The 12,154-nt window shown below is 39.0% G+C and carries 12 protein-coding genes and 1 riboswitch; of the genes, 5 read left to right on the top strand and 7 right to left on the bottom strand.

The genetic code is table 11. The features are described 5' to 3' along the window. Positions 1-44: 44 nt before the first annotated feature. The 4 genes from aat to K8F54_RS08315 all read right to left on the bottom strand — a co-directional run bounded on the left by aat (position 45) and on the right by K8F54_RS08315 (position 3,581). Positions 45-686: a leucyl/phenylalanyl-tRNA--protein transferase gene (gene aat, locus K8F54_RS08300; RefSeq protein ID WP_290789393.1), complete on the bottom strand. Its 642-nt coding sequence runs from the start codon at positions 684-686 to the stop codon at positions 45-47. Positions 687-880: 194 nt separating this feature from the next. Continuing rightward, complete coding sequence (locus tag K8F54_RS08305) at positions 881-2,257, bottom strand: TIGR00366 family protein (RefSeq protein WP_290789396.1); 1,377 nt, start codon at positions 2,255-2,257, stop codon at positions 881-883. Between the two features lie 77 nt (positions 2,258-2,334). Continuing rightward, a complete protein-coding gene (locus K8F54_RS08310; RefSeq protein WP_290789399.1) occupies positions 2,335-2,709 on the bottom strand; it encodes a DUF3127 domain-containing protein in 375 nt (124 codons plus the stop codon). A 41-nt stretch (positions 2,710-2,750) separates the two neighbouring features. After that, on the bottom strand, positions 2,751-3,581 hold the full coding sequence (locus K8F54_RS08315; RefSeq protein ID WP_290789402.1) for a flavin reductase family protein: 831 nt from the start codon (positions 3,579-3,581) through the stop codon (positions 2,751-2,753). Between the two features lie 102 nt (positions 3,582-3,683). On the opposite strand from K8F54_RS08315, the gene K8F54_RS08320 reads away from it, so the two are divergent. The 4 genes from K8F54_RS08320 (at position 3,684) to K8F54_RS08335 (ending at position 8,279) form a co-directional block, all read left to right on the top strand. After that, positions 3,684-4,850 carry a HAMP domain-containing sensor histidine kinase gene (locus tag K8F54_RS08320; RefSeq protein ID WP_290789405.1) on the top strand — a complete coding sequence of 389 codons (1,167 nt, stop codon included), beginning with the start codon at positions 3,684-3,686 and terminating at the stop codon, positions 4,848-4,850. Positions 4,851-5,554: 704 nt separating this feature from the next. Beyond that, positions 5,555-6,220, top strand: a complete 666-nt coding sequence (locus tag K8F54_RS08325) for a T9SS type A sorting domain-containing protein (RefSeq protein ID WP_290789409.1) — start codon at positions 5,555-5,557, stop codon at positions 6,218-6,220. 124 nt (positions 6,221-6,344) lie between these two features. Further along, positions 6,345-7,790, top strand: a complete 1,446-nt coding sequence (locus K8F54_RS08330; protein ID WP_290789412.1) for a T9SS type A sorting domain-containing protein — start codon at positions 6,345-6,347, stop codon at positions 7,788-7,790. A 144-nt stretch (positions 7,791-7,934) separates the two neighbouring features. After that, positions 7,935-8,279, top strand: coding sequence for a hypothetical protein (locus K8F54_RS08335; RefSeq protein ID WP_290789415.1), 345 nt, complete (start codon positions 7,935-7,937; stop codon positions 8,277-8,279). Here the strand turns inward: K8F54_RS08335 and K8F54_RS08340 are convergent. After that, positions 8,276-8,668, bottom strand: a complete 393-nt coding sequence (locus K8F54_RS08340) for an HIT domain-containing protein (protein WP_290789418.1) — start codon at positions 8,666-8,668, stop codon at positions 8,276-8,278. The genes K8F54_RS08335 and K8F54_RS08340 overlap by 4 nt on opposite strands. Before the next feature lies 1 nt (position 8,669). Continuing rightward, a complete protein-coding gene (gene greA / locus K8F54_RS08345) occupies positions 8,670-9,146 on the bottom strand; it encodes a transcription elongation factor GreA (protein WP_290789421.1) in 477 nt (158 codons plus the stop codon). Between the two features lie 184 nt (positions 9,147-9,330). On the opposite strand from greA, the gene K8F54_RS08350 reads away from it, so the two are divergent. Next, on the top strand, positions 9,331-9,762 hold the full coding sequence (locus K8F54_RS08350) for a hypothetical protein (protein WP_290789424.1): 432 nt from the start codon (positions 9,331-9,333) through the stop codon (positions 9,760-9,762). Here the strand turns inward: K8F54_RS08350 and K8F54_RS08355 are convergent. After that, positions 9,759-11,936 carry a TonB-dependent receptor gene (locus K8F54_RS08355; protein ID WP_290789427.1) on the bottom strand — a complete coding sequence of 726 codons (2,178 nt, stop codon included), beginning with the start codon at positions 11,934-11,936 and terminating at the stop codon, positions 9,759-9,761. The genes K8F54_RS08350 and K8F54_RS08355 overlap by 4 nt on opposite strands. A 115-nt stretch (positions 11,937-12,051) precedes the next feature. Next, positions 12,052-12,141, bottom strand: a riboswitch (TPP riboswitch). Between the last annotated feature and the right edge of the window lie 13 nt (positions 12,142-12,154).

The raw sequence follows: 12,154 nt of genomic DNA on the forward strand, positions 1-12,154 counted from the left end.
GAATATACTTTATTTATATTATTTATGGGCAACTCATTGGCATCTTACGACTTAAGGTAGGATAAAAATGTGTCTCTTGGGATCTCTTCGGCTCCCAAACTCGCCAAATGTTTGGTAAATACCTGACAATCTATCAATTGATATTCTTTGGATTTTAAAAAAGCGACTAGATGATACAATCCTACCTTTGAGGCATCGGTTATATGACTGAACATGCTTTCTCCACAAAAAATGCCCCTTTCGGGTAAATCCACGCCATAAATCCCTCCGACCAATTTTTGATCCTGCCAGACTTCTACAGAAAAAGCATGCCCATGCTGATGTAATCCTACATATGCGGCTACCATTTTAGGCGTGATCCAAGTGTCGGATTGGCCGGATCGCTTTACCGAGGCACACTCCTGTATTACTTCCGAAAAAGCAGTATTAAAGGTCACCCTAAATACATGGCTACTTATTTTTTTCTGAAGGCTTTTCGACACGTTCAAATTTTCAGGAAACAGCACCATTCTGGGATCGGGACTCCACCACAATATGGGACTTTCATTATCGAACCAAGGAAAAATTCCGGAGCGATAGGCCAATAACAGTCGCTCTACTGAAAGATCCCCACCAATAGCCAACAAACCTTCTTCCGAAGCTTCGGTAACAGATGGGAAAACCAATTCGGATGTGAGAAAATGCATTTTTTATAGAAACGAACTATGTTAAAAATTAATTTTCAATTTGCGAAACAAACTTTTTTCTTGATATTTATTTGCTTTTTTGAGGCCACAATTGTTCATCATTGAATTTGAAATTTTCAAAAAAGTAACCATAACCACTTTACTAACCTCGTTTATTTTGTATGTTGCTATACAATACCAACGAGGTTTCTTTATTATAACAACCAAAGCCCTAATAAGAATACCGCACTCCCAAGGCACATTAACAACAAGGTATAGGGTAGGATCTCTCTGGCCTTGAGTTTTGTGATGCCAAGCAATGGCAAAGCCCAGAAAGGCTGGAGCATATTGGTGATCTGATCGCCATACGCCAATGCCATGATGGCTTTTGGCAAAGGAACTCCCAGTTTTAAGGCCGATTCGACCACAATAGGACCTTGAATGGCCCATTGTCCTCCTCCACTAGGTACAAAAATATTTACCAGACCCGCGCTGAAAAATGTAAAAATAGGTAGTGTGGTCGCTGTGGCTGTGGAGACAAAAAAGTCGGAAATCTGTACGACCATTCCGCTGTCGCGCATAATTCCCATGATCCCAAAATACAAGGGGAACTGAATTAAAATTCCAGAAGCCCCGCTGATGGCTTCTTCTAGGGCGTTCAAAAAGCTCGAAAAACTACCGTGCAGCAACAAGGCCAAGCCTAGCATAAAGAAATTTAACAAGTTAGGCGTGATGGCAAAGGCCACTATGTCTTCGTAATACTGTATAAAAAAAGCCGCTAGAATCAAAATTCCGAAGCCAATTCCAAATACCCTGGACCTATCGATACGATCTGCTCCCTTTGGCGATCCTGTTTCGGCCGCCATCCCTTTATAGATAGGCAAATTGGTAATGGCAACTGGGGCATTCTTGCCCAAAAAATATAAAAACAGCGGTAGCAGGACGAGTAAAATTCCGAAGAGCAATAAATTAAACCCACTGAAGATGGTTTGACTAAAGGGAATAAATTCCGGAAACTGCGCGGTCAGTGACGAATCGCCTATCCCGCTCATCAAACTTGCCAAATGACCACTTTCGGCCACTTTTAAGGGCGCCGAGCCACTCATTCCGCCATGCCAGACCATCAGCCCCACATATCCCGCCGCGCCCACCAAAGGGTAGTTTATTTGAAATCCTCGAATTTGTGCAGCTTCGGCCACTTTTCGTGCCATAATCGCTCCAAAAATAAGGCCCAATCCCCAATTGAAGAAAGAAACTAACATCGTGGCGGCGCTTACCAGAAGCACGGCGTTTGAGGTATTACTCACCAAATTTGTGAGGCGTTGTATGAGAAAATTAATTGGTTTGCTCAGTACTAGAATATGGCCTAAGACCAAAATTAACATCATTTGATAGGCAAAGACCAGAAGGTCGTTGTTCCATATGCCGCTTTCCCAAAAGGACAATACGGCAAAAAAATGATTTCCTTCTGTGGGCGCCTCTGTAAAAAAGAGTGCCAAAAGAATGGTGATGAGGGTTAGAATAATGGCAATGGCAAATGGGGAAGGCAAAAATCGATTAAACAATACTTCGATGGTTTGTGTGATCTTCATCCTGCTAAAATAAGAAAAGCCCAAGAATACTTTGACAGGTATTTCTCAGGCTTTTGCAGTGACATTGATTTGTTTCCTTAGAAAGGCAGGTCGTCGTGATCTTCTTCGTTTAGATCGTTTGCCGGCTCGAAGGCATCTTCAGGAGGCATGGGCGGCATATTAGCCGAAACGGATTGATCTACATTTTCTACGCGCCAACCTTGGATGGAGTTGAAATATTTTACTTCTCCCTGCGGGTTGGTCCATTCTCGTCCGCGTAGGTTGATACTAACTTTTACATTTTGTCCTACCTGAAAGTTATTCAATAATTCGGTCTTATCCTGTACAAACTCTATCATTATATGTTGCGGATACTGTTCTTCGGTAGTGATTACCAGTTCTCTTTTACGAAACCCGTTATTTCCAAAGGTTTTGGTTTCGTCTATCAGTTTAATCTTTCCTTGTACTTCCATTGTTTTCCTATTTATTGACTATTGGTATTTTTTTTGAATATTTATTGTTGTGCGAGTAAATTCCATGCTTCCGAAATATTGCCCTCCTTTAAACATTGCTGTGCCCTTTTATGTATTTCTTCTGAAGCACTTACGATCGAATTAGCCGCAACAGGCAGCACTTCAACATTGGCAAGCATTCCCAAATCGTTTCCGGTAAGGATCGTACTGTTCTTGATCGCTTCAGGCAATGCATCCACTCCAATTCCGAGGGTTGAAAGCGGTTTGGGCACTTCAAAAATTCCTTCTTTTGCACGACTGTACCAGTTACCTCCCATTCTCGCCACGGTATCGATCTTCAATGGGTCAATGTGTCCGTTCGCATCAAAAATAGCTTCATCAATATGCAATCTAACCACTTGACAGATCACCAGATTCCCTGCTCCGCCATTTTCACCTAAGGCAACTACATTGAGCACCTTGCATTCAAACTGCACAGGCGATTCGGCCACACGAGGAGGTGCAACTACTTCCGAAGCAATTTGAGTAAAACCTGCCTTTATAAACTCGTTGACACCTTTGTCGTATTCGGTGGAAGCAAGTGACATTTGCTGCACCATATCATAACTTACTAAATTGATCACTACCTCTTTTGTCTCTAGCACATTATCCAACGTATGTTTGGTCGTATTATCCCGCACTCTTCTCGCCGGAGAAAAGACCATAATAGGTGGGTTGGCACTAAACACATTAAAAAAACTGAAGGGTGATAAATTTACATTCCCCTTAGAATCGACGGTACTTGCAAAACAGATAGGGCGAGGTGACACAGCGCCTAAGAGGTAACCGTGCAATTTCCCGGTACTAATATCCAATGGATTAATTGAAATCATAGCTTACAAATGTACCCAAAGTATATAGGTTGTAAAAATTTGATTGCACAATAATATTAACATATTTCCTTTATATTTAAATCAAATTCACAGAAGTAGTTTATGCAAAACCGAACCTTCCACACTCGATGGCTATTTAGTATTATTTCAATTTGTATTATTAGTTTGATCTTATGGAATACCTACGCCTTTTTCAATCAACTGAAGGAAAACGAAAGGGGGAAAATGCAAATATGGGCCGCGGCTCAAGAGGAGTTTCAAAAAGTGGGATTGGGTGATGGTGAGATCAACAAGATAGTGCTTGATGTATTGCAAGGCAACACCACTACTCCCATGATTGTGTATACGCACAAAGAAGATTCGTATACGGTTCGGAATATTGTCGAAAAGGAGACAGATCCCGCTAAACTACGGCAAAAACGCGAAGCGCTTACCAAGCAATTTGCTTCCGAATACAAACCGATAGAAGTTACCTATAAGGATCAATTGTTACAGACCATTTACTACGGGAATTCTCCCATCATCAATAAGTTAAAATATTATCCGATGGTCTTGATCCTTATCATCGTCCTCTTCTTCTTAGCCTTGTATTTCTTTTACCAAACTTCTAAATCGGCCGAACAAAACCGGCTATGGGCCGGAATGGCAAAGGAAACAGCGCATCAAATTGGCACACCTCTGTCTTCCCTAGTAGGTTGGACGGTGATCTTAAAGTCGGAAGCGGTAAATCCCGAATATATTACCGAAATGGAAAAAGATATTGACCGACTCGAAACGATCACTGAGCGTTTTTCGAAGATTGGATCCATGCCGAAGCTGGAACGAAAAGACCTTGTGATGGAAACCCGTGGTTCTTTCGATTATTTAAAACTGAGAAGTTCGAAGCTTATCGAATTCGAATTAGAGGTCCTAGACGAGCCCGTTTTTGTGAATCTGAATCCGCAATTGTACAGTTGGGTTATTGAGAATCTAGTGAAAAATGCGATCGATGCCATGAAAGGTAAGGGGAAGATCAAGATTACCATTGAAAGCGGCACAAAATATGCTTTGGTGCGGGTGGCCGATACAGGGAAAGGAATTCCGAAGAAAAACTACTCAAAAATATTCAACCCCGGATTTACTACCAAGAAAAGAGGTTGGGGATTAGGCCTTTCGCTTGTAAAAAGGATTATTGAAGAATACCATAAGGGAAAAATCCGTGTGCTAAAGAGCACTCCCGATGGAGGTACTATAATGGAAATATCTTTCCGACTTGCACAATCTATTTAGTGTGCCACTTAATGATAGATCACGTATTTATCAAGAACCCTAGCTCATTGGACTAGAATCTATTCAAACGATAGTTGTATCTATATTGCGGAAATATGCTATTACAACACTCATAGCCAATATTTCTATCAAGAAATTTATGGCATACGCATTATGGAAGTCCATACCTGAATGAGGGAGGATGTGCTGAATATGTTAATGGTACGAACGGATATATTTGCGGAGATTATATTTATGATACTCCTGCAGACCCTGGATTGTATATTGGCCCATACGGATTAAATGTTGATGAAAATTGTAGTTATGACCCTCAATATTTTCCTGTTAATCCACCTCTAGATCCTCTTGGCATGGGATAAATTCCGGATACAAGTAATTATATGAGTTTTTCTAATTTTTCTTGTATGAACAGTTTTACATATGGGCAATCAAAGTTAATGAAAGGAGCAATACTAAACCTGCCACATTTTAGCACCATAAATTTGTCCGATTATATCTACATAAGACCTCAAGACGATTGTTATGTATGCGGTACTAGTACATTTAAAGTTTATACTACTTTGGATATTGCTTCCCTAGAGATAGAATCATCTGTTAATATTGAGACCGAAATAGTTCCAATTTCGCAAAATTCATTTCATGTAATTGTGACTAGTTTAATTGGGAATAGTGAAGGTTCTTAGGGATATTTTGATATTATTGACATGGGAGTCGGAGTTGGCGTTTTTAAGAGTAGACAAAATCTTTGGGTAGGGAAACCGCAAACTTTACCTGACGGATTATTATTTGGTACTGGTGATAATAACATACCAATCTTACCTGGCACACCAGTTTCCCATACTTTAGGGGGGTTGCAATATCGTTTTGGAGGATTTGATTATATGAATTGGGAGTATCCCAACCCGAATGAACCTGTTTATTCCTCCTTGCCATCAAACCCAGAAGTTTGGAATTATATAGAATATAATAAGTTTTTTAATATTGAATCTTCCAATTCAGGTAGCACCACTGGCTGGGTAAGGGTTTCAGGAATTAATCCTTGTGGAGTGGGGGAAGGTGGTGAAATTAATGAAATCTGTGTTAAAAACACAGGTGATGGCGCCCCTGATTGTGAGCCAGATCCAATAGCAATTATCTACTACCCAAACCCCGCAGATTCAATATTAGAAGTAGATCTTTCATTACAAGAATTTGGCACTTTCGATATTGTGATATATGATCAAAGCCAAACCATTGAATATTCAGGTGAAAGCTCCAATATCGTAAAGAGTATTGATACTTTTAATTTAGAAAATGGCACCTACTATTTGCATGTCTATAATGATGGGGGCGTTCTGTTGCTAAGTAGTATTTTAATTATTAACCATTAAGTTGGATTTTTGATTGTTAGAACAGAAAAATAAAACACTGACATATCTAATTAATTGAATTGGCTAATAATTAGTAAATTAGTTACTGCGTGAATTACAATTTATTTTCTTATTGGGAATAACCATGAAACAAATAATTCTGATATATTGTTTTTTGCATTTGCATCTTAGCTATGGCCAGTACACTCAAGTACCAGATCCTAATTTCGAACAAGCACTTATAGATTTGGGTATAGATGATGACGGATTAAATGGGCAGTTCTTAACAACAAATGCTATTGGGATTACAACTTTAAATTTGGATGAAAAAAATATAAATAATTTGACAGGTATAGAAGCATTTATAGATTTAGAACAGCTGTTTGCAAGTAGTAATAATTTAAGCAGTTTTGATCTGTCAATGGTTCCTTCCGATTTATTTACCTTAGGCTTGAATGATAACAACCTATCGGATATCGACTTAAGCAATGTCCCTCAAATTGTCAACCTATATCTTGGCAGTAATAATTTTACTAGTATAGATGCTTCCAATCTCTCCAGTCTGTTTATTTTTCATCTCTCTAATCAAAATATTACCAATTTGAATTTGACGAATTGCACGAGTTTGGCCTCATTGAGATGTGTAGAAACTTCACTAAATTCAATAGATTTATCAGAATGTGTAAACCTTACCTATTTTAACGCTCGAGATTCTCAAATTACCTCATTGGATTTTTTAAATAACCCAAATATTGAAGAAATAGAGATTCAAAACACTCCTCTCTCAAATATTAATCTTCCAAACAATCCATTATTAGATTATCTATCAGTTAGTAATACACTGCTTACTGAACTTGATATATCAAACTGCCAGAGTCTTGTCTCACTGTATTTTAATGATACAAATATTACTCAGTTGAATTTTAGTAACAATACTAATATTGAAATTATTTCTGGGAATAATAGTTCATTGAGCAGTATTGATGTAACAAATAATCCAAATTTAAGTTGGCTTTGGTTGAGAAATAATAACCTAACAGGGATTATAGATTTGTCCAATAATTTTGTTTTAGACGATGTTGAATTAAATTATAATATGCTTGAGGAGATGGACTTTTCTCACAATACGGACATTTCATTTATTAGAATTGACGATAATCCTAATTTACAGTTTGTAAATATGAATAATGGATCTAATGAAGATCTAGTTGCATTTATCGCCATTGACTGTCCAGAATTATCCTGTGTGGTTGTAGATGACACCAATGCCCCCAATACAAATTTCATCGTTGACGCTCATACAACCCTAGTGGAGAATATAGAAGATTGTGACAATCTTTCAGTTACTAAAAATAAATTGAGATCACTTTTTAATGTCTTCCCAAATCCAGTAAAAGGAGCTTTAAGAATTAAAAATAACTCTACATTTCAAATAGAATCTATTGAATTCTATAATCTCATTGGAGAATTAGTGCTTTCTAAAACCGAGAACCTCTACTTTGTTGACACTTCGATTCTAAAGAGTGGTGTATATTTTCTAAAAATCATAACGGGAAAAGGCACTCTTATCGAGAAAGTGCTAAAAAAGTAACCCTAAGAAGCATAGCTTTTTAATAATTAGATAAGCTATTCATTTACAAAATCAAACTATCTTTAAGAAAAACCTCGAGGGTTTATGGTATAATGAAAATAGTTACATACTTTTCGAGGTACTCTTTCCGTTTAAATTTATAAAATGCAGATTACCAAACATAATTTACATACGGCCCAACTCACTAACAATTGCCCAACTTGTTTTGCAAATCAGGGATTGGAATTTACTTTTTCACAAGAGGAGACAGAAACGAAATACTATACAAAAGCAGGTAGCAGGATTTTTGAGTCTTTATACTGTCATAGCTGTAATAATACCATCTATCCGGTGAATTGGACCGACGATATTGAAAGGGTCTATCAATACAACAAAAAGTTAGTCAACCCAAAAAACACTACCATTCGGTTAAAAACAAGCGCCTATCTTTTGCTATTGCTATTTGTAGTTTTGGTTGCAACCGGGCTGCTACTCGCTATGAACTATTAAGAAATATGGCCTTGGATTTTTTTGGCAAGTTTGGTAAAATCCTTGGGGAGCATGGTGACTTTGTGCTTAAAGGTCATCTCCTTCATATCGTTTAACGGAATTAGATGCACGTGTACGTGCGGCACTTCCAAGCCTACTACGGCCATTCCAACACGCTTACACGGGACCGATTTTTCTACGGCAATGGCCACTTTTCGGGAAAACTGCATCAACTGAAGGTACATATGCTCCCCCATATCGAAAAGCTTATCCTCTTCGTCTTTCGGGACACAAAGTGTGTGACCCTTTGCATTGGGATTAATATCCAGAAAAGCTATAAAATTTTCGTCCTCTGCTACTTTGTAACAGGGAATTTCTCCGTTGATTATTTTCGTAAAGATCGATGCCATCCTAGTCTCTTGAGATTTCTAATATTTCAAATTTCATCACTCCATTTGGCACTTGGATTTCGGCGATTTCGCCAACTTTTTTTCCAAGAAGTCCTTTTCCAATGGGAGAATCAACCGAAATTTTACCAGTTTTTAAATCGGCTTCACTCTGGGCAACCAACTTATACCTCATCTCCATACCGTTGGTCTTATTTTTAATTTTCACATTGGAATGCACCAATACTTTGGATACATCCAGTTGAGATTCGTCAATAAGGCGCGCATTGGCAACAATTTCTTCCAATTTCGAAATTCTCATTTCCAACATTCCTTGGGCCTCTTTGGCTGCATCGTATTCGGCATTCTCACTAAGATCACCCTTGTCGCGCGCTTCGGCAATGGCATTGGAGGCCTTTGGCCGTTCTACATCACGCATATAGTCCAACTCATCTCTTAATTTTTTTAATCCTTCGGCTGTATAATATGATACTTTACTCATAACTTCATCGTTTGTGTTATTGTAACACGCTTGTTCAACTTTTTCAGCAAATCCTTGTAAATTTAGGGGTACGCTTATTAAAACATAAAAAAATCCCATAAGTGCCGGGATTTCGTATTACAAATATACTAAAAAATTCATTTTGCCCATTTTATTGTACTTTCGCCACACTATTTTTACCGTTATGAAAACGAAACTTTATATCCTCATCACTTTTTTAGTTCTAATCGCCTGCAAAAAGGATGATGGCGTTAGAAATGACAATCCCTATCTGGTGGATCCATTAGTCAACCTAACCCTCAACCTGAACCTACCCGAATACAATCCTTTGAAATTCCCAGGAAATAGCATAACGATCAATCATCAAGGCATTAAAGGGATTGTAATCTACAATGTGAACAATGATCTTTACACCGCCTTCGAACTAAGTGACCCCAATCACACGCCGAATAGTTGTTCTCGGATGACCATAGAAGGTATTGTCGCCAGCTGTCCGTGCAATGACGATAACTCTTACGACATAGTCACCGGCCAACACCAAGCCGATGAAAACCTATACCCAATGCTTCAATATATCGCTACACGTACCGGGGATAATATTCAAATAGGCAATTAGAATTTTATGGTTGCTCCTGCTAAAAAATTAATTGTGGCCTGTGGATAATATCCGGCACCTTCAATGGTAGTGACCGTTCCCGGAGTACTATAGTCATCATCAAACCTATAGTAATAACCATTGGATACATAGTGCACATTAAACATATTATTCACTAAAGCAGATAATACAATTTCCCGAACAAAAGCTACATTGTTCAAAGTATACCTAATGTTGAAATCATTTATAAAAAAGCTATCCAGTTTTGAAACTTCACTGGCTGTATTTCCCATATATTGCTCACCAACAAATTTTGTAAGCAGCCCCAATTGCAAATTAGGTAGCGGCTGAAATTCGATGACATTCCCTGCGATGATCTGTGGAGAAAAAGAGATATCAGTATTCCCAAGATCAACCAATTCGCCGTCTAAGGAAGTTATAAAATCTACATTCTTATTGGTGCTAAAAGCCACATTGGGACGTAACGCGATCTTGGGGGTCACCTCAATGCTTGCATCCACTTCCAATCCCAGTCGGTAGCTCTTTCCACTGGTGGCTCTAATTGGAGCACCCACATCATCCAGCGCTCCTGTGAGCACTAACTGATCTTTATAATCCATATAAAAGAGATTGCTGTTTATTTGTATTTTTTCTGAAGCAAAACGCCAACCCAGTTCAATATCGTCTAGTTTTTCTGAAGTAGTGATCCCCTGCTCGTAATCGCTTCTTCTAGGCTCACGATGCGCCCTTCCATACGAAATGTACAGTTGGTTTTTTCTATTAAGTTGGACCGAAACACCCGCCTTCGGATTAAAAAAATTGTAGTTTTCATCTATTGCCAAGGGCAAACGGTCTGAAGTTTCTCCATTGGTTTTGTAATTGACAAACCTCCCCTGAAGATCTCCAAAGACACTCCATTGTGGATTGATACGCCACGTTGCTTTCGAAAAAACGGTGGCTTCGGTCTTGTCACCTCTCCCAAAATAATACCGGTCCCTAATCTCACTTCCACCCGAATATTGTGCCCAAATTACTTCTCCAAAATGATCTCCTGTATACGTACTAAAAAATGCCCCGGCTACCACATCAACCATTTCATCTTTATAATTGACATTGGCATTTAACGCATAAAAATTATTGTCCAACCATCGGCGCCGAATAAGGTCGGTTGTATTAATGGTATCACCTCCTATTTCAACGGGTTCGAAATTATAAAAAGCAAAATCCTCGTCTTCTTTATACTGCTCAAAATATCCGCGTCCATAGGTGTAATTAAAAGCTATGCTGCTGCTCCAACGATTGTTATAGCGCTGGTTCCAAACGAGTTGATAATGGTCCTGAGCGTAGTTATCAACCTCATTATCATAAAATTTAGTGGTGCCATCGGAATCGGTATACATCCCGGCATAGTTGGTGGTTCGGTCTGTTTCCAAGGTTTCGGCATCGATCCCGTTCCAGGCCTGATAGGTTTCTTCCCTTCCGCCGAAGGCAATCGCTTTAACCAGAGTGTTGTGGTCCTTAAAAGCGGCTTGTAAAAAATAGGATTTCAAATCGGAACGCGCCCTGTCAATATATCCGTCTGAAGCGATATTTGAAAGCCTTCCCGCTATTTCAAAGTGCTCATTCAATAGACCGGTGCTAAACTTTAATGTATGCTTTCGGGTATGGTATGAACCAAATGAATTGGAAAATTCACCGGAAGCATTTTCGGCAACAGCATCTGTCAATAAATTCAAACTAGCACCAAAGGCTCCCGAACCATTGGTAGAAGTCCCAACCCCTCTTTGCAGTTGTAAATTTTGTACCGAAGAAGTGAAATCCGGGAGGTTTACCCAAAAAGTCCCCTGACTCTCGGCATCGTTAAATGGAATACCGTTGAGGGTAACATTGACCCGTGACGCATCACTTCCGCGTACGCGAATATACGTATACCCCACGCCTGCTCCGGCATCACTGGTGGTTACAACCGATGGTAGATAATTGAGTAAATAGGGTATGTCCTGACCTAAATTCCGCTTCTCCAATTCGCCCTTGTTAAGATTGGAGTGTGTAATTGGAGAATCGGCATCCACACGAACCGATTTTACAATCACCTCTTCAAGACTTTCCACATGGGTAGAATCGGTTACAATTTCCTGTGAAAAAGCAGACAGAAAAAGAAATACAAAACAGCATGTCGCATAAAATTGTTTCATTCGTAAAAAATTAGCACGAATAAAAGGGGTATTACTCTTTTGTTATAGATTTATAAAAACACAGCATAAAAAAACCTATTAGCACTTATAGGAACTAATAGGGGTATACAATGCGGACACTTTTGTATCCTATCCCTTGGCGGCATTATCCGCCCAGGTTCATTGGGTATAATCTCAGCTTTTTACGGCACCCCTTTGAGATGTAGGGCAAAGATAAG

Source organism: Altibacter sp. (assembly GCF_019913785.1).
Lineage (GTDB): Bacteria > Bacteroidota > Bacteroidia > Flavobacteriales > Flavobacteriaceae > Altibacter.

Coding starts and splice junctions, on each gene's coding strand:
- aat (WP_290789393.1), bottom strand. CDS start 686: ATGCATTTTCTCACATCCGAATTGGTTTTCCCATCTGTTACCGAAGCT.
- K8F54_RS08305 (WP_290789396.1), bottom strand. CDS start 2,257: ATGAAGATCACACAAACCATCGAAGTATTGTTTAATCGATTTTTGCCT.
- K8F54_RS08310 (WP_290789399.1), bottom strand. CDS start 2,709: ATGGAAGTACAAGGAAAGATTAAACTGATAGACGAAACCAAAACCTTT.
- K8F54_RS08315 (WP_290789402.1), bottom strand. CDS start 3,581: ATGATTTCAATTAATCCATTGGATATTAGTACCGGGAAATTGCACGGT.
- K8F54_RS08320 (WP_290789405.1), top strand. CDS start 3,684: ATGCAAAACCGAACCTTCCACACTCGATGGCTATTTAGTATTATTTCA.
- K8F54_RS08325 (WP_290789409.1), top strand. CDS start 5,555: ATGGGAGTCGGAGTTGGCGTTTTTAAGAGTAGACAAAATCTTTGGGTA.
- K8F54_RS08330 (WP_290789412.1), top strand. CDS start 6,345: ATGAAACAAATAATTCTGATATATTGTTTTTTGCATTTGCATCTTAGC.
- K8F54_RS08335 (WP_290789415.1), top strand. CDS start 7,935: ATGCAGATTACCAAACATAATTTACATACGGCCCAACTCACTAACAAT.
- K8F54_RS08340 (WP_290789418.1), bottom strand. CDS start 8,668: ATGGCATCGATCTTTACGAAAATAATCAACGGAGAAATTCCCTGTTAC.
- greA (WP_290789421.1), bottom strand. CDS start 9,146: ATGAGTAAAGTATCATATTATACAGCCGAAGGATTAAAAAAATTAAGA.
- K8F54_RS08350 (WP_290789424.1), top strand. CDS start 9,331: ATGAAAACGAAACTTTATATCCTCATCACTTTTTTAGTTCTAATCGCC.
- K8F54_RS08355 (WP_290789427.1), bottom strand. CDS start 11,936: ATGAAACAATTTTATGCGACATGCTGTTTTGTATTTCTTTTTCTGTCT.